At 39.5% G+C, this 20,788-nt stretch carries 21 protein-coding genes and 3 pseudogenes; 21 read left to right on the forward strand and 3 right to left on the reverse strand.

Annotated features, from left to right (window positions below):
- The 3 genes from IPH84_14500 to IPH84_14510 all read left to right on the forward strand — a co-directional run.
- Window positions 1-189 (forward strand): hypothetical protein (locus tag IPH84_14500; protein ID MBK7174407.1); only part of this gene is annotated, 189 nt, incomplete at its 5' end.
- 40 nt (window positions 190-229) lie between these two features.
- Window positions 230-937, forward strand: coding sequence for an ABC transporter ATP-binding protein (locus IPH84_14505; protein MBK7174408.1), 708 nt, complete (start codon window positions 230-232; stop codon window positions 935-937).
- A 1-nt stretch (window position 938) separates the two neighbouring features.
- Window positions 939-1,709 (forward strand): ABC transporter permease subunit, encoded by a 771-nt coding sequence (locus tag IPH84_14510; protein MBK7174409.1) that lies wholly within the window; start codon window positions 939-941, stop codon window positions 1,707-1,709.
- A gap of 95 nt (window positions 1,710-1,804) precedes the next feature.
- On the opposite strand, the gene IPH84_14515 is transcribed toward IPH84_14510, so the two are convergent.
- Window positions 1,805-2,380 carry a fasciclin domain-containing protein gene (locus IPH84_14515; GenBank protein ID MBK7174410.1) on the reverse strand — a complete coding sequence of 192 codons (576 nt, stop codon included), beginning with the start codon at window positions 2,378-2,380 and terminating at the stop codon, window positions 1,805-1,807.
- A 513-nt stretch (window positions 2,381-2,893) separates the two neighbouring features.
- On the opposite strand from IPH84_14515, the gene IPH84_14520 reads away from it, so the two are divergent.
- The 15 genes and pseudogenes from IPH84_14520 to IPH84_14590 all read left to right on the forward strand — a co-directional run bounded on the left by IPH84_14520 (window position 2,894) and on the right by IPH84_14590 (window position 17,110).
- On the forward strand, window positions 2,894-3,178 hold the full coding sequence (locus IPH84_14520; GenBank protein MBK7174411.1) for a cupin domain-containing protein: 285 nt from the start codon (window positions 2,894-2,896) through the stop codon (window positions 3,176-3,178).
- 57 nt (window positions 3,179-3,235) lie between these two features.
- Window positions 3,236-3,885 (forward strand): annotated as a pseudogene (locus IPH84_14525) (TetR/AcrR family transcriptional regulator).
- Complete coding sequence (locus tag IPH84_14530) at window positions 3,815-4,204, forward strand: hypothetical protein (protein ID MBK7174412.1); 390 nt, start codon at window positions 3,815-3,817, stop codon at window positions 4,202-4,204. Before IPH84_14525 ends, IPH84_14530 begins: the two are co-directional and overlap by 71 nt.
- A 56-nt stretch (window positions 4,205-4,260) precedes the next feature.
- On the forward strand, window positions 4,261-4,677 hold the full coding sequence (locus tag IPH84_14535; protein ID MBK7174413.1) for a hypothetical protein: 417 nt from the start codon (window positions 4,261-4,263) through the stop codon (window positions 4,675-4,677).
- 175 nt (window positions 4,678-4,852) lie between these two features.
- Entirely contained in the window at window positions 4,853-6,127 is a 1,275-nt protein-coding gene (locus tag IPH84_14540) for a TolC family protein (GenBank protein ID MBK7174414.1), read from the forward strand.
- A 106-nt stretch (window positions 6,128-6,233) separates the two neighbouring features.
- Window positions 6,234-7,310 (forward strand): efflux RND transporter periplasmic adaptor subunit, encoded by a 1,077-nt coding sequence (locus IPH84_14545; GenBank protein MBK7174415.1) that lies wholly within the window; start codon window positions 6,234-6,236, stop codon window positions 7,308-7,310.
- A 3-nt stretch (window positions 7,311-7,313) separates the two neighbouring features.
- Window positions 7,314-7,697, forward strand: coding sequence for a four helix bundle protein (locus IPH84_14550; GenBank protein ID MBK7174416.1), 384 nt, complete (start codon window positions 7,314-7,316; stop codon window positions 7,695-7,697).
- A 10-nt stretch (window positions 7,698-7,707) separates the two neighbouring features.
- Window positions 7,708-10,835 (forward strand): annotated as a pseudogene (locus tag IPH84_14555) (efflux RND transporter permease subunit).
- Window positions 10,836-11,108: 273 nt separating this feature from the next.
- Window positions 11,109-11,559: pseudogene (locus IPH84_14560) on the forward strand (DUF2141 domain-containing protein).
- Window positions 11,560-11,642: 83 nt separating this feature from the next.
- Entirely contained in the window at window positions 11,643-12,464 is an 822-nt protein-coding gene (locus IPH84_14565; GenBank protein ID MBK7174417.1) for a hypothetical protein, read from the forward strand.
- A gap of 72 nt (window positions 12,465-12,536) precedes the next feature.
- Window positions 12,537-13,397, forward strand: a complete 861-nt coding sequence (locus tag IPH84_14570; GenBank protein MBK7174418.1) for a hypothetical protein — start codon at window positions 12,537-12,539, stop codon at window positions 13,395-13,397.
- Window positions 13,398-13,492: 95 nt separating this feature from the next.
- Window positions 13,493-13,927 (forward strand): TetR/AcrR family transcriptional regulator, encoded by a 435-nt coding sequence (locus IPH84_14575; GenBank protein ID MBK7174419.1) that lies wholly within the window; start codon window positions 13,493-13,495, stop codon window positions 13,925-13,927.
- Window positions 13,924-14,733 (forward strand): metallophosphoesterase, encoded by an 810-nt coding sequence (locus IPH84_14580; protein MBK7174420.1) that lies wholly within the window; start codon window positions 13,924-13,926, stop codon window positions 14,731-14,733. Before IPH84_14575 ends, IPH84_14580 begins: the two co-directional genes overlap by 4 nt.
- 7 nt (window positions 14,734-14,740) lie before the next feature.
- Window positions 14,741-15,334, forward strand: a complete 594-nt coding sequence (locus IPH84_14585; protein MBK7174421.1) for a hypothetical protein — start codon at window positions 14,741-14,743, stop codon at window positions 15,332-15,334.
- Between the two features lie 246 nt (window positions 15,335-15,580).
- Complete coding sequence (locus IPH84_14590; protein ID MBK7174422.1) at window positions 15,581-17,110, forward strand: PepSY domain-containing protein; 1,530 nt, start codon at window positions 15,581-15,583, stop codon at window positions 17,108-17,110.
- Between the two features lie 64 nt (window positions 17,111-17,174).
- On the opposite strand, the gene IPH84_14595 is transcribed toward IPH84_14590, so the two are convergent.
- Window positions 17,175-18,377 carry a DUF438 domain-containing protein gene (locus IPH84_14595; GenBank protein ID MBK7174423.1) on the reverse strand — a complete coding sequence of 401 codons (1,203 nt, stop codon included), beginning with the start codon at window positions 18,375-18,377 and terminating at the stop codon, window positions 17,175-17,177.
- A 20-nt stretch (window positions 18,378-18,397) separates the two neighbouring features.
- The gene (locus IPH84_14600) at window positions 18,398-18,949 is read right to left on the reverse strand and encodes an Rrf2 family transcriptional regulator (protein MBK7174424.1); all 552 of its coding nucleotides are present in this window, start codon (window positions 18,947-18,949) and stop codon (window positions 18,398-18,400) included.
- 20 nt (window positions 18,950-18,969) lie between these two features.
- Here IPH84_14600 and ric point away from each other — a divergent pair, with 20 nt between their 5' ends.
- The 3 genes from ric to IPH84_14615 all read left to right on the forward strand — a co-directional run bounded on the left by ric (window position 18,970) and on the right by IPH84_14615 (window position 20,787).
- Window positions 18,970-19,671: an iron-sulfur cluster repair di-iron protein gene (gene ric / locus IPH84_14605; GenBank protein MBK7174425.1), complete on the forward strand. Its 702-nt coding sequence runs from the start codon at window positions 18,970-18,972 to the stop codon at window positions 19,669-19,671.
- 12 nt (window positions 19,672-19,683) lie between these two features.
- Window positions 19,684-20,229, forward strand: a complete 546-nt coding sequence (locus IPH84_14610) for a hemerythrin domain-containing protein (protein ID MBK7174426.1) — start codon at window positions 19,684-19,686, stop codon at window positions 20,227-20,229.
- A 72-nt stretch (window positions 20,230-20,301) separates the two neighbouring features.
- Complete coding sequence (locus IPH84_14615; protein MBK7174427.1) at window positions 20,302-20,787, forward strand: c-type cytochrome; 486 nt, start codon at window positions 20,302-20,304, stop codon at window positions 20,785-20,787.
- Window position 20,788 lies beyond the last annotated feature (1 nt).

Below are 20,788 nucleotides of genomic sequence, written 5' to 3' on the forward strand. Positions count from 1 at the left end.
AAAGGCAACTACTGGGATAAATATAGTGGTTACGACCTGAACCGTGATAAAAAGGCGATCTCCTTACAGGCCGGTAAGCCTTATTCACAGATTATCGGAAACTTCCTTCAGCTGTTTTCCTTCTCAGGAGTTTTATGGCGGAATTGCTCGACAAAGCGGAAAAAGCCTTACCGTCTATGTCGTATGTAAATTTATATGATAATGAACCTTCGATGCACATAATACGTCCATGATCCAGTTAGAAGACTTACAGAAAAAGTACGGAAAAATTCAGGCCCTGAAAGGAATAAACCTCACTTTTAACCTCGATCAGGTTGTAGCTTTGGTTGGTCCGAATGCTTCCGGTAAAACTACTTTAATAAAGTGCCTGTTAGGAATGGTGATTCCAGATGGAGGCCGGATTCTGTTTGATGGGAAAGATATTAAAGGTGATGTACAGTATAAACGAAGAATAGGTTACATGCCACAAATAGGACGTTATCCTGACAATATGCGTATGGGCTACTTATTCAGAATGATGAAAGATCTGGGTAAAAGACGCATACAAGAGAACTTCGACGAAGAGTTAATCGCTGCTTTTAAGCTTGAAGAAATGTTCGGCAAACCCATGAGGGCCCTTTCAGGAGGTACAAGGCAAAAGGTGAGTGCAGCACTGGCATTCCTGTTTAATCCTGAAGTTATTATTCTCGACGAGCCTACAGCAGGTCTCGACCCCTTAGCATCCGAAATCCTAAAGCAAAAAATTCATAAAGAAAAAGAAGCCGGCAAACTTCTCATTGTAACTTCGCACATCATGAGCGAAGTGGAAGAAATTGCTGACAGCATAGCCTATATCGTTGAAGGGGAAGCCTTGTTTTATAAAAGCATTGCCGAAATTAAATCCGACTCAGGCGAAGACAGGTTGGGTAAAGCTTTGTTCCATTTACTACAGAAATAAAATGAGCAAGATTATTAAGTACGTTGCATTTAACGATATATTCAGGAACCGCATATTGCTGGCTTATGTTGTGCTTTTGTCTTTGAGTTCTTTCGGATTGTTTTTAATGAATGAGGATGTTTCAAAAGGACTTAGCAGCCTTCTGACTGTTCTCTTGATAGTGGTTCCTCTTGTAAGTATTTTGTTTACAACGATTTACTTTTTTAACTCATACGAATTTATTGAGTTGCTGGTAGCCCAGCCACTGAAACGCAGCAACATTCTGCTTGGTGTATACGCCGGTGTTGGAATTTCGCTACTTGCGGCATTCTGGATTGGGATTGGGTTGCCGGTTATCATTTTCGACGGAACAATTGTTGGGTGGTATTTTCTTCTTTCAGGCAGTCTGTTAACAATGGTTTTTGTTTCATTAGCTTTCCTGGCATCTGTACTTACCCGCGACAAAACCCGTGGTATCGGAATCTCGATGTTACTCTGGTTTTATTTTACCCTGATTTTTGATGGTATTTTATTAATGGTAATGTTTGCCTTTTCGGATTATCCCCTGGAGAAACTAACCATTTTTCTAAGTTGTCTCAATCCTGTCGACCTGGCCCGTATCATGGTTTTACTTAAAATGGACATTTCAGCACTTATGGGCTATACGGGTGCCGTGTTCAACCAGTTTTTCGGATCGTCCTTTGGAATAACTCTTGCCGTGTCCGTGATGCTCGTATGGGTTGCTTTTCCTATTTTTATTGCCTTACGAATATTTAAACGAAAAAATTTATAAACCAAAATAGTCCAAAGGTGACCAGTAAAAATGAAATATCCCGGCTTGCCTCCTAACTCAACCCGGGATATTTTACTTTATAAAAAAGGAATTATCTATTTTGCCGGTGGCAGCAAAACAGCATCTACCACGTGAATAATTCCATTACTGCAAGGAATTGAAGCCACAATATTTGCTCCGTTCACTGTAACTTTTCCATCTTTAACACCCATGGTAACTTTTCCACTATTCACCATACCAAGCATCTGACCATCTTTGAAAAAAGATTGATCAAGTTTTCCAACATATACATGGTATTCTAAAATATTACGCAAATCAGGTTTGCTTTCAGGTTTCAACAAGCCTTCAACTGTTCCTTTCGGTAATTTGTCAAAAGCTGCATTGGTTGGAGCAAAAACAGTGAATGGTCCTGCATTTGAAAGCACATCTACATATTCAGCGGCCTGCAGTGCGGCCACCAGCGTGGTGTGATCAGCAGAACCCACTGCAACCTTTACAATGTCCTTTTGAGATGCATCATCCTGAACGGCTGATTGTCCACCTATTGGTGCATTTGCACCTTCTGCTGAAGCAGCGGAGGTGTTTCCACCGTTCCCTCCTGAGTTACATGAAATAATTGCCATTGATACAATCATTAAGCTACCGATAATCAGTGAAATAGTTTTTTTCATACGGTCTGCAATATTAATTATTAGTTGATTAAATAGATTAAGTACAAATATACTTAATTAGATTTATCAATATCAGTCTTACTGAAATATTTTTGCATCTATGCAACTTTGTTTTAACCTTGGGTTAGTATCAACCTTTCCCTGTATTTTTCAATTATTGGCAAAAAGGAAATTTTATTCTGGATTTCTATAAACTGACTTTAAAATTCAGGCTATTGTTGACCACCGGTAACGAAACCCTACGGAGCTGGGATTATTCCGTATTCACATGACTTTTCAGTTTCTGCTTTTACAGTGTTCTTATATTTAGAATTAGTATTTCTCTTAATATTTACTAATAAATATAGCGTTTTTTGAAAATAAAATATTTATCATGTTCTTCATTAACAACTACTTAACTATGTTTTTGAATCTTATTTTTCAAAAAACTTGCATTCGCTGTATTAAATAGCCTACCTTTGTGAGCGAACACTCACTTACTATTTATCAATAATCACATAAAAACCTTACAAAATGATAATCACCAAATACCAGCATCAGATAGTTAAAGATACTCCCCACAAAATTGACGTCAGGGAAATGTACAACAAGGAATCGGCACAGGCAATGCTTATGGCTTTACAGCCCGGCGAAAGCCTGAAACCGCATAAAACTCCGGAAAGCGAAGTGTGCGAAGCGGATACACTTGTCGAAAGCCCAGCCGATATTGTACATTACATCAGCAATAGTTCCGACAGTTTAGCAAGAATTTTGGTTGTAAAAGCACCAAGGCCAACAAGTCAGACTAAAGTCCTTTAGGCTACATTCGATTAAGAACTTAGCAGAAACACATTACAATATAAAAAACCAATCAAAATGGATATTACACCCCGCCAGTTAGAGATTATTGAAGCAGCCGGAAAAATACTTACAGCCTCAGGTGTAAGCGGGCTCACGATAAAAAACCTGGCCAAAGAAATGCAGTTTTCCGAAAGTGCCATCTACAGGCATTTTAAAAGTAAGGAAGATATTATCATTGCTATGCTTAATTACCTGGCTGACAACATTGACAAGCGATTAGCAAATCTCGATAGTTCATTGACTCCTGAGGAAAAATTCAAAGCACTGTTTGCAGAACAATTCGGTTTTAAACTGAACCCTCATTTTGTCGTTGCTGTATTTCAGATGGACTTTATGGAGGAAAGCAGGTTATCAACGAAGCACTGCTTAAACTCATGAATATTAAAATCAAACACCCTATGCCTGTGATTATGGAAGGTCAGCAAAAAGGCATATTCACAAATGCAATTACAACAGACGAACTTATGCATATTATCATGGGAACATTCAAGCTCCAGATGTTCAAATGGCGGATCGCTAATTTCGAATTTGACATTAAAAGGAGTGGGGATAATATGGTACAATCTATTCTTACACTTATTAAAACAAACAGGCATGAAAAAGGCACTTCTATATATAATAGCCACACTGTTAGCCGCTTTTGGTTTGTTAACCTTGTTCCTTAGCAGTTCTGTGATATTCGACTTGTTTGGCATAAGGGCAAAAGAGGGAAATTATGTTTTACTTGTTGTTTGGGCAAATTTTCTTAGTAGCATCATGTATCTTATTGCTGCTTATGGTTTTATGAAGAATAAAAATTGGACTATAAAGCCACTTGGCATATCAGCAGTAGTCCTGTTTTTCGCTTTTATAGGTCTGTTTATTCATGTAAACTCAGGTGGCATCTATGAATCTAAAACCATTGGGGCAATGTTGTTCAGAATGACTGTTACAGTTGTGTTTATTATACTTGCTTTCTTTGTGATTTCAAAAAACAACAAATAATACTCAAAAAAATTTGTTTAACTTAGTTAGTGAACATTTACTGACTCTCACAATCCATGAACTTAGAAAAAGAAGATATAATCGAAGCTGCCGGAAGACTTGTGCTTCAATCAGGGATAAATGAATTATCAATAGAAGAATTAGAACTGAAAATGGGAATATCTCATGCGGAGCTTTCCATGTACTTAAAAAGAGACAAGGATATTCCGATTATGTTGTTAGTCAGTTTGGAAACAAAAATAATGCAGCTGATAAAAGATGTGGCCATAAGCAACCTCTCACCGGAGGATGAACTTCAAGCCCTCTTTAAAAACCTGAATCAATTATCCGAGCAGAGTCCTTTTTACCTGGTACTGATCTTTGACAAACATTTGGCAGAAAGGGATTCTGAAATACTGGTTATAATGGGGGAGAATAATAAAGAGAGCGGAAAATTTTCTTTTTGCCCAAGTTATAAACAAAGGGAAACATGAAAAATATTTTCAGGCCGGAAGTAAAACCAGATATCTGGTAAACAGAATCCTGGTGAGTTTCGATTGCTCATGAACGAACAAAGGCTTGCGGAGTCTCTTGTCAGAGATATTACACTATTGAAAAGTAAAAATAATGCGGACTAAAACGAAAACAACAATTTAAAAAATCAAACACATGTTCAAGTACAGGCAAAAGCTAAGAGAAACAAAATTTTACAGAGTCCTTTTAACAGGTGTGCTGTTGCTAATGGTTGTTTCTGCGCAAACACAAACTCTCTCATTAAACCAATGCATTGACACCGCGCTGATTTACAACCGAAACATCCAATTAGCCCGGCAGGATGGCTTGATTGCCAATGAAAAGAACCGCGAAGCTAAAAGCACTTTGTTGCCTAAACTCAACGGGTTTGCCGACTATCGTTATTATACTGATCTTCCCTACCAGATAATGCCCCAGGCAGCTTTTGGCGGACCGGAAGGTACCTATAAAGAAATTCAGTTTGGAGTGCCCCGGAACCTAAACGCCAACCTGCAGTTCGCCATGCCACTCTTTAATCCCACAGCTCTAAGCGCAATTAAAAGTACCCGCATTGCCGCCGAACTGTCGGAAATACAAAAGCGTAAAACGGATGAAGATGCAGTAATGGAAGTTTCCAATGCTTACTACAATGCACAGGTGCTGTTAATTCAGCTGGCTTTTATGGATAGCAATATCATCAATACCAACAAACTGGTGCAGACCACAACCTTGCTTTACCAGCAACAGTTAGCCAAAGGCACTGACGTTGACCGGCTGAAACTGCAACTGGAACAGTTAACCACGCAAAGAAGCACAATTTTTTCTCAACAACAGCAGGTGTTAAACGCGCTTAAATTCCTGATGGGAAAGCCAATTTCCGATTCCATCCAGGTTCAGATAAACGAAACATCCATAAATGAAACTGCTTTTAAGCTTAAAACAACCACAGATATTTCATTGATTGACAAGAAGATGGAGTTTAGTCTTTCGGAGTTAAGTGGGCTTAAAAATTCCCGTTTGCCTTCGGTGAATACCTACGGATTATATGGCACAAACGGCTTCGGTACTAACGGCTCAAACAGCTTTTTTAATTTCCATCCGATAGGTTATGTAGGCGCTCAGCTTTCGGTTCCTCTTTTTAATGGAATGGTCACCCGCCATAAAATTGATGGAAAAGAGATTGAAGTGAACAGGACCATCATTCAAAAGGAAATACTAACTGAAAAGGCCAACCTTGACCTGGTGAATGCCGAAATGCAATTAAACATAGCAAACACAACTATAGCTACTGTGAATACTCAAATTGAACTTGCTAAAAAGATTTATAACAACACCATGTTACAAAATCAGCAAGGTTTAGCAACCATTACCGACTTGCTTCTGGCCGACAATTCCTGCGCGAAGCCCAGCAAAACTACATTGTTGCATTAATAAATCTTCGCAGGGCAAAACTTGAATACAAAAGGGTGACAGGAAACCTGATCACAAGTAAGAAATAAGAAATTACTATTTACAAATGACGATTTAAAAATTCACAATTAACAATAAATCAAAACAGATGAAAAAGATTATTTATATAGTTGTAGCAATAGCCATAATTGCCATAGTTATCATCCGCCTGAAAGGCAATAAAGAAACCACTAAAAAGAGGGTTCTTCAATACGATAAAGAACAGGCAATTGGCGTGCAGACCCTAACAATAAAACCGGAAGGCGCTTCTAATAGTATTTTTTATGCCGGTACTTTTGAACCCAATAAAGAGACCCGGCTCAGCGCTGATATACAGGGAAAAATCAATTCAATAAAGGTTGATGTAGGAAGCTCCGTAAGGGCTGGCCAGGAATTAATTCAACTGGATAACTACTTGCTGAAGTTACAACATCAGACTGTCGAAATTCAGATTGAAGGATTAGAAGCTGATGTAAAGCGTTATACCGTTCTGGCAAAGGCTGATGCCATCCAGGGAGTACAGCTGGAAAAATCGGAGTTAGCGCTGAAATCAGCCAAGGTTCAAAGAGCAACTTTGCTCGAACAAATCAGCAAAACCACTATTGTAGCTCCTTTTAGCGGAATTGTAACCGCCAAACTTACAGAGGTTGGCGCTTATGCGGCACCTGGTGTTCCTCTACTCCAGCTTACTGATATTTCGCTGTTGAAGTTCACGGCCAATGTTCCCGAAAATGAATTGAGTCAATTCAAAATGAACCAGTTGTACATTCTTTCAGCCGATGTATATTCCGAAACTCCTCTCACAGGGAAAGTAACCATGACGGGAAGTAAATCCAATATGGGTAACAGTTATCCGGTTCAGCTTTCAGTTTGCAATACCCCTGATCTGAAAATCAAGGCAGGAATGTTCGGGAAAGTTCAGGTGAAAAGTTCAGATTCTGAAAATCAAATCATTATCCCTGCTTCTGCCATTGTTGGATCCTATATCCAGCCACAGGTTTACCTGGTAAAAAACGGGAAATCGGCTTTGCAAAACATCACCCTAGCGAACAGGATTCAGAATAAAGTTGCAGTGTCAGCGGGTTTGGTGGCAGGTGATATTATTGTCACCAACGGGTTTATAAATTTATTCGACGGAGCAAATGTAACCCTTAACGGTAATTGAATCATGAACAACAGTACGAGTGGTATTGAGAAAAAAAGTTTTGAGTTTGCATTTAAGATCGTGCATTGCTACAATTACCTGGCTGACGCGAGAAAAGAAGAATATTATTCAAGCCGGCTACTAAAAAGTGGCAACACCATACTCCTCAGTATAGAAGATGCTCAGTCGGCGAACTCGAAACCTGATTATTATTCCAGTTTGTCTATTTCGGCAAACGAAGTGCGAAAAATAAGAATGTATCTCATCCTTCTGAAAGCGGCCCATGTTCTGGAAACAGAAGCCGCTGATGAGCTACTAAAAGAAACCGATAAATATTGCAAGGCTCTTTCCCTCCTTTTATCATCATCCGGAATTAGAAAAAGCGCTGATTTTACAAAAATACAATAACTGACAAGCCATGAACATTACAAAAATATCAATCAACCGCCCTTCGCTGATCATCGTTATTTTCAGTGTATTCGCCTTATTGGGTATAATTGGTTTTAAAAACCTGGGGTATGAACTGTTGCCCGACTTTAACCAGCCTGTAGTTGTAATAAAAACAATGTACCCGGGTGCCGAACCCAATGAAGTGGAAACTTCTGTTTCAAGAAAAATAGAGGATGCGCTTTCGAATCTCGAAGGTGTGGATTATCTGGAAACCAAATCCATGCCCAATGCTTCCATTATTATTGCCAACCTGAAATATGGAACTGACCTTAACATAGCCATGCAGGATGCCCAGCGCTATATCGACAATATCAAAAAAGACCTTCCGGCAGATATTCTGAGCCCGGTAATGAGTAAGGTTTCACCCAACGATCTGCCAATCATTTCGATTAGTGCAACAAGTAATTTGCCCGGCACGGAGTTTTATCAGAAAATGAAAGATGAAATCCTGCCTCAAATCCAGCAATTAAAAGGAGTGGCTGAAATTACCATGCTCGGGGGTGAAGAACGCGAAATCCAGGTTAAAGCAGATCAGGACAAACTGAAATTGTATAAGATTTCACTTTACCAGGTGGTGGAAGCCATTAACCGCTCGGGAATTGATTTGCCTGCCGGTAAAGCGCAAACCGATAAAGAAAGTAACTCCGTCCGCCTAACAGGGAAATTTTCGACCGTAAACGACATTATGAATGTTCAGGTAGCGATGCCTGCCCCAGGAACGCCCGTTTACGTTAAGGATGTGGCATCAGTTATCGATGGCGTGAAAGAAATAAGTTCTGTAAGCCGGTACAACGGAGTAAACGGGATAGGCCTTTTGTTGAAAAAGCAAGGAGACGCCAATGCCGTGGAAGTATCCAAATTGGTTCATGCAAAACTTGCACAGATTGAAACTGCAAACTCCAAATCCGGGATGAAATTTATAGTTGCCGACGATTCAACCGACATGACCATTGCCGCGGTAAATTCAGTGGTTGATGACCTCATTCTGGCAGTAATCCTGGTTTCGCTGGTTATGTTCCTGTTTTTGCGAAGCTACAGGAACTCTTTGATTGTATTAATCGCAATTCCCACCTCGTTAATTACCGCCTTTGCCGTGATGTGGCTGATGGGTTTCACCTTAAACCTGATGACCTTGCTGGCCATGTCCTTAATAATCGGGATCCTGGTGGATGATGCAATTGTAATCCTGGAAAATATTCAGCGGCACATTGATATGGGAAAAGATAAACGGGATGCCGCTCTGGAAGGGCGTATGGAAATTGGTTTTTCGGCCATTTCAATTACCCTGGTCGACGTGGTTGTTTTCCTGCCCATCCTGTTTTTGCAGGTATTTGTGGCCGATATGCTCAAACAATTCTCCATCGTAGTAATAACCTCCACACTCACCAGCTTGTTGGTAGGCTTTACCCTGGTGCCCTGGCTGGCATCGCGGATTGGGAAAAAGGAAGACTTACAACCCACCAACTTCATGAACCGTTTTCTGCTTTGGTTCGAAAGGCAATTAACATCATTTATCGATTGGTATGGACATCAATTGGAATGGGTACTTAGCCATAAACTTATCTTTACAGGAATAGTTGTTTTTCTTTTGGTGATGACTGGTGTAATGATGAAGCAAGGCATTATTGGCAAGGAAATGATGTCGACCGGTGACCAGGGAAAGTTTCGTCTGAACCTCGAATATGATAAAACAACCACCGTTCAGGAGAACAATATCAGGACTCAGCAGGTTGAGAATTTTATCCTGCAGCAACCCGAAGTGGCAACACTTTTCAGCAACATTGCCGGGCCGAGTACAGGCATTGGAAGTTTAGGCGTTGGCTCTTCCAATATATCGGATTTACTATTCAGCTAAAGCCGGAAAAGGAAAGGAACATCAAAACGGAAGCATTTATGAAATCGCTTCGCGAAGAGCTGAAAAAAGAATTTTCGGGCATTAACTTTTCAATGGCAGTTTTGGGCTTATTACCCAAACAGTCACCCATAAAAATTACCCTGAGCGGAAACGACCTGAACCTGGTAATGAGAACAGGAAATGAACTGAAAGCAGCTATTGAAAAGATTCCCGGTGCCGATAATGTTCAGTTATCGGTTGAAGAAGGAAGCCCTGAATACAAAGTGATCCCTGAGAAAGATAAAATGCAGCGCTTAGGATTAACGACGGCCTATGTAGGATTAAATCTACGAACTGCCATTACCGGTAATGATGATGCCACCGTAACCGAAAATGGCACCGAATACCCGGTTCGTATATGGCTCGATGACTTCGACCGGAGAAACTTTGAGGATGTGCGGCGCCTTTCAATCGTAAATCCAATGAATATCCCTATTGAAGTATCACAATTTGCAGAAGTGAAACAGGATAATTCGCCTTCGATGCTCGAACGACTGGACCGGCAACCTTCCGTTACCATTACCTCAGAATCGTTTGGCAGGCCCTCTGGAACTTTAGCTGACGACGCGATAAGCTTCCTGAAAACGCGCCCCTTACCTGAAGGAGTAAAACTGACCTGGGGTGCCGATATTAAAACACAGAATGAAAGTTTCGGGGCTTTGGGATCGGTTCTGCTCATCTCATTTTTATTGATTTACCTGATTATGATAGCACTTTATGATAGCTATATTTATCCTTTTGTGGCTTTATTTGCCATTCCTATGGCTGCTATCGGAGCATTTCTGGCGTTAAACTTATCGTTAAACGATCTAACCTTGTTTGCGCAACTCGGATTGATCATGCTTATGGGTTTGGTAACAAAAAATGCCATCCTGATTGTGGATTTTACCAACCAGCTAAAAGCCCAGGGCAAGTATTTTAAAGAAGCATTAATTATCGCCGGCAAAGAACGCATGCGGCCTATTTTAATGACAACCCTGGCTATGGCAATAGGTATGTTGCCCATTGCATTGGCCAAAGGTACAGCCAGCGAATGGAAAAACGGGCTGGCATGGGTTATTATCGGTGGCTTGCTTTCGTCAATGATCCTGACTGTTTATTTAGTCCCAATGATGTATTACATAGTGGATACAATAAAGGAAAAAATAGCAAATCGCAAGGTGAGCCGTAATGTTGCTAAGACGAATTTGAGTGGGGAGTAGGATGTGGTATGTGGGATGTGGGATGGCAAATGTGGGATATTGGAGTAGGACGGTAATTTACAGGCGAAAATCCAGGTTTTGGGGAGGCTTCCAATTTCCCACTCCCCTCTTCCGACTTCCGTCTTCCGTCTTCCGTCTTCCGACCTCCGACCTCCGACCTCCGTCTTCCGTCTTCCGTCTTCCGTCTTCCGACCCCTTATACCTTACCCCTTACCCCTTATACCTTATACCTTATACCTTATACCTCCTACCCCCATTCTTAATCCCCCAATAATGAAAACAGCCCTCAATCTTCTACAATTAACTTTAATTATCCTACTCTTCTCCTCCTTCCACAATCAAAAAAAGGAAACATACAATTTAACAATTGAGGTAAAGGAATTACGCAATTCAAGTGGCATGGTGCTTTTTTGCCGTGTACAACAGGGAAGACGCATTTCCTGACGAGCATTATAAAAAGTACCTTAAAAAAGTTACAGGGAAAATAGTGAAAGGGGCTTCATCTGTAACATTCGAAAATCTACCGGCTGGAAAATATGCTGTCAATATCCTTCATGATGAAAACAATGATGGTAAAATTAAAAAAGGAATGATTTTGCCAAAAGAAGGAATCGGATTTTCCAATTACCAATCCATCGGCTTGTCCAACAAGCCTTCATTTTCGAAGGCATCATTCGATTTACAAAGCGATAAAGCGATAAAAATCAAAATCATTTATTTATAAGTGATAAAATGAAAAGGAAACCGGGTTTAATACTGTTTTTTCTGTTTCTTCTCTTTCGTGGTTTTGCGCAGGAAATTGATCCTCTGCATGGAATCGGCCTTACTGTAATATCGCAGGTGAACCAGGGAAGCAGCTATATCACTTTCCCCACTGATATTGGTAATATTGAGCCTTTGATGTTTGAAGCCAATTTTATTCCTAATTTTTACATCCGTAAAAGTAAAAACTCCCGTTTAATGGGTGTTTTAACACCTCAGATTATCCTGCGGATGTACAACGAGAAGTCCTTTCCGGTCCGTACCCCGAGCTACATTCCGCAGGTAACAGTTTATTATATGCTTACGGGGCCCGGGAGTTCGCAAAACCTGAGTTTATACGGTCGCCTGGCTCATCATTCAAATGGTCAGGACGGAGATTTCTTCCTGGATATGGGTGAGGTAAACCTGGTATCCGGCGATTTCTCAAGGAATTATTTTGAAACCGGGATTATTAAAACAAATATCAATACCCGTTTTAACGCATACCAGTTTTTCAAAACATCAATCGAAATTCACCCGCAGGGCTGGGGCAGCGATGAACTCCATGGTATATACAGCAGGTACCGCTGGCATAACGCCATCTCCATTTTTAAACTGCCAAACAAGGACTCCCGGCATCCAAAAAACACTGCTGATATATCATTAAAAGGCGAAGCTACGTGGATGTTTGGCGATGTAAGCTATTGGAACACACTTTCGGCTGACAGACTGAACCTGAGTGTTACCTTCTTTTACCATCCAAAGTTCCTGGAGGATATCGGGCTGTTTGTGCAGTATTATCATGGCTCCGATTATTACAATATGTATTTCGGCCATAGGCTGGATGTAATTCGGTTTGGATTGATGACAGAAAAATTGAGGTTTTAATACATCCCTGGCCGAAATTGAAAAGGGTAAAAACTAAAAATTACGTTGTCACATTTGACTCAATATACAGCGATGTTAAAGAAATACAGAAAAATCATCAGTGCAATTCTGATCCTGGTTTCGCTTGATTCAAGCAGTCAAACAGTAAACTATTCGCCTGAGTATTTCGGGCCAAACGCACTTCCGGTTCCCGAGTTTACGGATGCTACAATTGCTGAATTTACCACTTTATCTGTTTCGTGGAATTACTATTCTGGTTTTGGCGACCGAACGTTAAATCCTTTTATCAAAGCCGAAATTCCCCTTATACGCTCAAAAGTTTCATTTAAGATTTGGGGTACAGCCGCAGAACGTTACAATACTACCATAGACATCCGCGACAAACGCGCCTCCACGGAAGATGAACCGGTTGGAACAGCGAATGGCGATGTTTACGTTCAAACCAGGATACTTTTGTTCGAAGAGCAGAAGATAAGGCCTTCTGTTATATTAAATTCTACGTTGAAAACCGCTTCGGGGAATAATTTCGGAGCCCGCCGTTATTTTGATACACCCGGCTATTACTTCGATCTTGAAATCGGAAAATCATTTTCCATTGAATCTGCATTGCTGAAAAAGATTCGCATTGTTGCTGACGCTGGCTTTTTATGCTGGGAAACCACCAACAGCAAGCAAAATGACGCATTAATGTATGGAGCTAAAATAATCATGAGTAATAAAAATATTGAGTTCGAAAACTCAATTTCCGGATACAGTGGCTGGATGAACAACGGCGATCATCCCATGGTTTTTTCCAGCCAGCTCACACATAAGAATAAGCGAATTAATTTTTTCGGTCAGTACCAGTATGGTATCCGCGATTTTCCTTACCATCATATCCGGGTAGGTTTTCTTATACCAATTGAAGCCTTGACACCAGATTATAAGAATTAAAGCTTAAAGATGTGAAATAAATAAGACTTAACAGCTTGCAAAAAAAAAAGAAAAAGTATCTGTGAAAAGTATGTCAGAATTTAAAGTTTACACCAATGACAAATAAAACGAGAAGTACTGAAGATGAAATAGTACAGGCTGCATACGCTGTTTTTCTTTTGTACGGATACCATGGAACAACACTTCAACAGATTGCAGGCAAAGCCGGTGTCAATAAATCGGCCATACATTACTATTATCGCTCAAAGGAAAAGCTGTACAAAATCGTTGTCGGATTAATGACTGATTTAATACTATCCACAACATTTGATTTTTCTTCGGAGCGTGAAAGATTAACAGAAGCAACCTGGTTTTTATATACAGAGCTTTACAACAACCGGGATTTATTTGAACAAACAATTATGGAATTGTACCCCGATGATTGGATGCAGAAAGCAAAGGATTTAAATACCTGGCTCGAGTTTTCGAATATGCCACTTTCCTATGCTTTGCGCGGTTCTGACTGGAAAATCAGAAATTCCGTATCATGATAATAAAAAATAAACTGCTCATCCTCACTTTGGTTTTAATTACGCTGACCGCCTGTGACGAAATGTTTGATTATTCGCCTTATGCGATTGATTTTAGCGAAGAAAACAGGAATGTAAATCAAAAAAATGTCGATAAACTGCTTCATCGTCAACCTGATGACACCCTTACAATTGCCTTCACCGGCGACACACACCGCTTTTTCGATCAAACAGATGCGTTTGTGAAAAAAGTGAAACAAAATCCTGCTGTTGACTTTGTAATTCATGTTGGCGATATGGCCGATTTTGGATTGCCTAAACAATATACCTGGAGTAACTCTTTTTTGCTGAAATTAAACGTTCCGTATTTTGTTGTTGTGGGAAATCACGATTTGGTTGGCAACGGCCTTATCGCCTATACTGAAATGTTTGGCAACCTTAACTTTAGCTTTATTTACGACAGCCTGAAATTTATTTTTATAAACACAAATGGCCTTGAATTTAAATTTAATGGTGAAGTGCCCGATGTTCAATGGCTGGATGCCCAACTCAGACCAAACAATGATTTTGCGAAAGCAGTTGTAATTTTTCACATCCCTCCAATGGATCGCGACTTTGATACATCATTAGAAGAAGCATTTCAAAAATCATTGGCACACAACAACAATGTACTGTTTACAGTGCACGGTCATTTACATGGCCATGAGATATATAAACCTTACGAAGATAGCATTACTTATGTAAATGTTTATGGTGTTGAAAACATGAAATTTAACCTGATAACAATAGTAAACAATCAATTCGATGTGGAAACGGTGGCATTTTAAAATAGCGTTGATAATAAGTCTGGTTCACCTGTTTAATCCAACTGAAACCTGCGCCCAGTATTCGCAAAAAACCGATTCGGCAAAATATGCGAATTTTTTACCCGATTATGTGAAACTACAGTTTGCCGGTGGAATTGGATTGATATCAATTGGTGTCGGGTATTCCTTTTTTAAGGAAAAGCTGGAAGTATCCTATTTCTATGGGTATGTGCCAAAAGGTATTTCTATTGACGATTTACATAGTGTCAGCTTGCAGATAACCGCAAAGTTTTTCCGATTTAAGGCCAACAAAAACATCGAAATAGTACCGTTGAATGTTGGTTGGTTTATCCATCATACCTTTGGCAATGAATACTGGATAACATTACCTCCGCATTATCCTGACGAATATTACTGGTGGTCGCCTGGCCGAAATGCCGGAATATTCCTTGGTGGGGAAATCAAAACTAAATTATTAAGCAATAAAACACCGGCCTCAGGTACCGCATTTTATGCCCGTATGGGAACAAGAGGCCTTTACATTGAAAGCAAAATCGGGAATTCGTCAATCCCGTTTCGCGACATTATTGAATTTGGGTTTGGAGTGGCTTTTTATCGGTGACAACACATACCGAATAGAAGGTTTGAATTTATTGATTTTGATAAAACATTAGCAATTACGCAAATACAGAAATTTTCCAATAGAGAATTGCGACAATAAAAGTAAGATTCTATAAGCAAAGATTCTTCATTTGAAAACACCAATGTTTTTGCGTTTTAATAAGTCCAAATCAAATTATACCTTTTCCCAAAAGGCCTACATTTGCGGCCTGAATCTAAAAACCAGAATAAATTCTACTGAAAATTTATGACTTCACAAATTCTACCAAAGAAAGACCGTATGCTAAAGTGGTTCAGGAAATACCACAAATGGCCGGGTTTGATCTTTGCCCTCTTCATTTTACTCTTCGCGGTTTCAGGAATAATAATGAATCACAGGGGGATATTCTCTTCTGTTGATGTTAACAGGAAATGGCTGCCTGGCAATTACAAGTACAATAACTGGAATATGGCAGCCGTAAAATCTGCTGTAAAATTACCGTATGATTCACTGCTCGTTTTTGGAAATATCGGCATCTGGAAAACCGACAGCAGTTTCAACTCTTTCAGGGATTTCAATAATGGATTCCCGGAAGGAATTGATAACCGTAAGATATATTCCCTGATTTACACTCAAAATCATCGTTTGATTGCCGGCACACTTTTCGGACTTTTTGAATACGATAATGGATGGAAAAAGATCAATATTCCGGTAAATGAAGAACGTATCGTTAAAATTATTCAGAAAAATGATTCGCTTTTGGTGATGACAAGATCTTATTTGTTGATCGCTAATATAAATGACAAGAAACTCAATTTCAGTAAAATAAATGTCTTAGCCGGTGAAGATTCAGGCGATAAGGTCGGTTTATTTCGAACCATATGGGTTATTCATAGTGGTGAAATATATGGAATAGCGGGTAAATTGCTTGTCGACCTGGTTGGCCTGATTTTTATTTTCATCACGCTGTCTGGAATCTTTTATTGGCTGGCACCGCATTTGTTGAAGAGGGTAAAGGAATCGTCGAAAAGCAGAATTAAAAAAGTTAACCGTTTTTCCCTGAAATGGCATAACCGGCTGGGCTACTGGTCAGTGCTTGTTTTACTTTTGACAAGCATAACTGGCATGTTCCTGCGTCCGCCTCTCCTTATTTCAATCGCAAATACCGAAGTGTCTAAAATCAAATATTCCAAACTGGATGACCCTAACACCTGGGACGACAAGTTTCGTGATCTGATGTATGATGAGGTTTTGAAGCGGTATGTGGTTGCAACATCGGATGGGATTTACTATTCCGATGATGAATTTGGTTCCGTTTTACGGAGATATTCTGTTCAGCCTCCTGTTAGCGTTATGGGAATCAATGTATTTGAGAAGGTGGCGACAGGCGGATACCTGGTTGGTAGTTTTTCCGGTATCTATCAATGGATTCCCAACGAAGGCATCATTATTGATTATTTTACGAAATTACCTTTGACCGAAGCCAGCCGGGATGGATCTCCTTTTGGAGCCATTTCCGTTTCCGGTTTTATCGGAATGACAGATGGCAGCCAGTTTGTATTTGATTATGGTGGTGGTGCGATCCGGCTTGGCGAATCGGGCATCTTCCCTCAAATGCCGGCCGAAGTCATCAAAAAGAGCCCCATTTCACTTTGGAATACATCCCAGGAAATTCATACAGGTCGTATATGGGAATTTCTTTTAGGTCCGTTTTATATTCTGATTGTGCCACTTACCGGATTAGCTTCGTTGCTGATATTGGTTACCGGATTTTTTTGCATGGTGGATACCTTATAGGAGGAAAACAAGAAATAAGAAAGTGGTGATGAACGTACCTTCACAACCCAATTCGCAATAATTTTTATTCCTCCCAGCTTAGCAACCGTCTTTCCCCTTCAAGTGACCTAATATCAGTAACATCCTGGCTCACTTCGATGGTTCCTTTGTATTCACCGGTTGATGAACGCAAAGCGATATAACGGATGTATATGAATTTCCCTTTCATAGTTATCCAGAAATTGGCTTCGCTTTTACTGCCGTTCCTGAACGCTTCAACGATCTGGTTGACGATATGAACGCTTTCCGGTGGATGGCAGTTTTGTACTTTCCTTCCTATAATTGCATTGGACCTTGGGAATATCCTGTGCTTGCCACCGGAAAAATAACGAACGGTATCTTCTTCGTCAACGAATGTGATATCTACCGGCAAGTTCTCAAAAAGTTGGATAATCTGTTCCCTTTTTAAAACTCCGGTATCCAGGTCAATCGTCCCGGATGCAATAGTTTTTTCTGTTTTATTGAACTCTGATTTTTTAGGCGGGTTTATATAACACCAGCCTGTTTCATGTGCCTGTACAAGCATATCCTGCCAGGCACTTTCCGGAATAGCCCTGTATGCAACCGGATAAACTATTTGCTCTTCCCTGAAAATAACAGGAAGTACCACAAAAAACAAGCGCCCTAACTCTTTATTGAACTGCGCCGGCTCAGTTGGGGAATCTATAAGGATTCTCTCCAGGTCATTTAGTGATTTGCGATAATCATCGTGAAATGACCACATCAGTTTAAGACAACCATATTGAGGGAATGTTCTTTCAATATATGGGAATAAAATATTTTCTTTTTTTACATAGTGAAGTTCATAAGCTCTCAGATCTTTAATATCCTGCAGTATTTGTAATGCATTGTAGCTTCTGTTCTCATCCGAACAACTTAAGAAAGTTTTTATATTAATACGTAGAACGGCAATAATCTTTTCCACAGCTCTGTTCTCTTGCATCATATAGCTTAGAAAATGGTCTTCGGAAGGCATTTGCCATTTCTGGTGTTTAAGCGATTTATAAAATATATTGATAAGTTTACCTACATTCTTCTTGACAGTTTCGAAAGGATATTGCTGAAGCAAAAAGTCTAATAATTGCATAGTTTCTGAAGAAGTAACTGCTTCAATGTCTGCTTTGTATTTCTCATACAGGTTTTTACCATTATTCCCTTCAATTAGTCCAGTGCTATAATTTTGAAGGTTTAGGTAATGCTCGGAAAAGTGAATAAGTTCTTCTGACATTGTGGCTACATTCCAGTTTATTATTTAAGCCTGGGTGAATACTTTTCTCCATTTCTTAGTATGTCGCGAGCCAGACTTTGTACATTTTCCTCTGTGACCAATTTAATGAGAGCATCCCTTATTAGAGCATATTTTTCATGAAGAGGGCAGGGGTTGTTATCATCGCATTGTTTCAAACCAAAACCACAACCATTGAACAGTTTGTCTCCTTCTGTAGCTATAATCAGTTTTTTTAAGGATAAATCAGGCTGTTTACTATCAAAATAGAATCCGCCTCCTTTTCCTTTCTGTGATTTAACAAATCCTTGTCTGACTAATCGCTGTAATATTTTAGCTGTATAAAAATAAGGTGCATCAATTTGTTCAGAGATTTCAGCAATACCAGGCCTTTTGCCATCAGAGTTCTGCATCTGAATATAAACTAAACCCCTAAGTGCATATTCAGTTTCTTTATTAAACATTTTTTTTCCTTTAGAAGGATAAATTATTCTATGCAAAGGTATTAAAATATTTTTGTTAAATAATAAAAGACCTTTTTGTATTTTAATCGTTTTTATATATATATTTGTCACCGAAGTTTAAATCTAAATCTATGAAGTTTGAGTCAAATATAGAAATAACAATTGGCGAAATTGTTGCCAAGGATTTCCGTGCTGCAAAATTATTCAAGGAAGCTGGTATCGATTTCTGCTGTGGAGGGTATAAATTTCTTTCTGAGGCCTGCAAGGAAAAGGGTTCAGATTTAGCAGCAATAATTAAGCAACTCAATCTTCTAACTGAACGGCCTTTAGGCGGAACAATAAATTTTAATGAATGGGAACTTGGTTTCTTAAGTGACTACATAATTAATACTCATCATAATTTTGTCCGAAGAAACTTGCCTGAATTATCTTTTTATACTCAGAAAATAGCCCAGGTTCATGGTGATCACCATCCTGAGTTATTGGAAGTTGCTGAGTTATTTGCTCAAATTCAGAAAGAGCTGTTGCAGCATTTGATAAAAGAAGAAGAAATAGTGTTTCCTGCTATAAAAAAAGCCGAGGTTTCAGCTACTCCTGAGGTTAAAACAATCATCATTTCGGAAGTTAATTGTTTGCGGGGTGAACATGAGTTTGCAGGTGGTGCGATGGATAAGATAGCTGTTTTGACAAATAGATATCATATTCCTTCGGATGCATGTAACACATACCGGATATCTCTAAAGATGCTGGAACAATTCGAAAATGATCTTCATATTCATGTGCATCTCGAAAATAATATTTTGTACCCAAAAGCAATTAAACTAGCTGAGTAAAGCATTCCTTTCATGAAAACTGCAACCGAGAACCTTGAAAATGATCATGTGCATATACTTCGTCTGATAGAAGTTATGGAACAAATCACTGGATCCACAGATCCAAATACAGAACACATGGAAACGATAGTAAAAGTGATCCGTGGATTTGCCGATGGACTTCATCATGCCAAAGAAGAAAAATTCCTTTTTCCGTTGATGGTTCAGAAAGGTTTTTCGAACGAATCAGGTCCTGTAGCCGTCATGCTCCACGATCATATGCAGGGTCGGAATTTTGTCAAAGGAATGGCGGATCATATTGCACTGTTTAAACAAGGTGATTCGGGTGCATTAAATGCCATTATCAGCAATATGCTGGGTTATACTGAATTACTAAGGAATCATATCGCTAAAGAGAACACCGTGCTGTTCCGTTTGGCTGACAAAGTATTTTCACTTGCCGATCAGGAATTGTTATTGCTTGAGTTTAACAAAATTGAACTTGACCACTCAAATGGTTTAGTAGCGAACGATTTCCTTGCTCTAATCGATGAACTTGAAGATTCATATAATAAATGAGCCAGTACGATGCACTAAATTTTCAGCAAATAGATATCATCTAACCTAGTTCTAAATTCAATAAATTACAAAATGAGACATCTAATTTACAATTTCACTTTTCGAAGTCTAACCTTAATTGGAGTGATCCTATTATTTAATGCCTGTGGATCAAAAACAAACGCACCAGACAAAGCACAGGTTCAAGCTGCCAGTGTTGTTATTGACACCAAGGCATATAATGATAGCAAAGGAGTAGGAAAGTTTACCGAAGTTAAACTTGAAGTAATTGACCCTGCTAAGGCTGATTTGGGTAAAGTTGTATTCTCCACCAAATGCACCACATGCCATAAGTTATCTGCCGAGAAGTTCGTTGGTCCGGGGCTGGAAGGTGTCACTCAACGCAGAACACCTGAATGGATCATGAACATGATAACGAATCCTGAATTGATGATGAAATCCGATCCGGTAGCCAAAAAGTTGTATGAGGAGATGCTCACCCCAATGGCTAATCAGAATATTGGTGATGAAGACGCCAGAAATATTCTGGAATATCTTCGTCAGAATGACAATAAGTAAG

Source organism: Bacteroidales bacterium, assembly GCA_016707785.1.
Lineage (GTDB): Bacteria > Bacteroidota > Bacteroidia > Bacteroidales > UBA4417 > UBA4417.

Coding starts and splice junctions, on each gene's coding strand:
- IPH84_14530 (MBK7174412.1), top strand. CDS start 3,815: ATGAAAAAGGCACTTCTATATATAATAGCCACACTGTTAGCCGCTTTT.
- IPH84_14540 (MBK7174414.1), top strand. CDS start 4,853: ATGTTCAAGTACAGGCAAAAGCTAAGAGAAACAAAATTTTACAGAGTC.
- IPH84_14575 (MBK7174419.1), top strand. CDS start 13,493: ATGACAAATAAAACGAGAAGTACTGAAGATGAAATAGTACAGGCTGCA.
- IPH84_14590 (MBK7174422.1), top strand. CDS start 15,581: ATGACTTCACAAATTCTACCAAAGAAAGACCGTATGCTAAAGTGGTTC.
- ric (MBK7174425.1), top strand. CDS start 18,970: ATGAAGTTTGAGTCAAATATAGAAATAACAATTGGCGAAATTGTTGCC.
- IPH84_14520 (MBK7174411.1), top strand. CDS start 2,894: ATGATAATCACCAAATACCAGCATCAGATAGTTAAAGATACTCCCCAC.
- IPH84_14515 (MBK7174410.1), bottom strand. CDS start 2,380: ATGAAAAAAACTATTTCACTGATTATCGGTAGCTTAATGATTGTATCA.
- IPH84_14550 (MBK7174416.1), top strand. CDS start 7,314: ATGAACAACAGTACGAGTGGTATTGAGAAAAAAAGTTTTGAGTTTGCA.
- IPH84_14595 (MBK7174423.1), bottom strand. CDS start 18,377: ATGTCAGAAGAACTTATTCACTTTTCCGAGCATTACCTAAACCTTCAA.
- IPH84_14615 (MBK7174427.1), top strand. CDS start 20,302: ATGAGACATCTAATTTACAATTTCACTTTTCGAAGTCTAACCTTAATT.
- IPH84_14610 (MBK7174426.1), top strand. CDS start 19,684: ATGAAAACTGCAACCGAGAACCTTGAAAATGATCATGTGCATATACTT.
- IPH84_14570 (MBK7174418.1), top strand. CDS start 12,537: ATGTTAAAGAAATACAGAAAAATCATCAGTGCAATTCTGATCCTGGTT.
- IPH84_14580 (MBK7174420.1), top strand. CDS start 13,924: ATGATAATAAAAAATAAACTGCTCATCCTCACTTTGGTTTTAATTACG.
- IPH84_14535 (MBK7174413.1), top strand. CDS start 4,261: ATGAACTTAGAAAAAGAAGATATAATCGAAGCTGCCGGAAGACTTGTG.
- IPH84_14510 (MBK7174409.1), top strand. CDS start 939: ATGAGCAAGATTATTAAGTACGTTGCATTTAACGATATATTCAGGAAC.
- IPH84_14505 (MBK7174408.1), top strand. CDS start 230: ATGATCCAGTTAGAAGACTTACAGAAAAAGTACGGAAAAATTCAGGCC.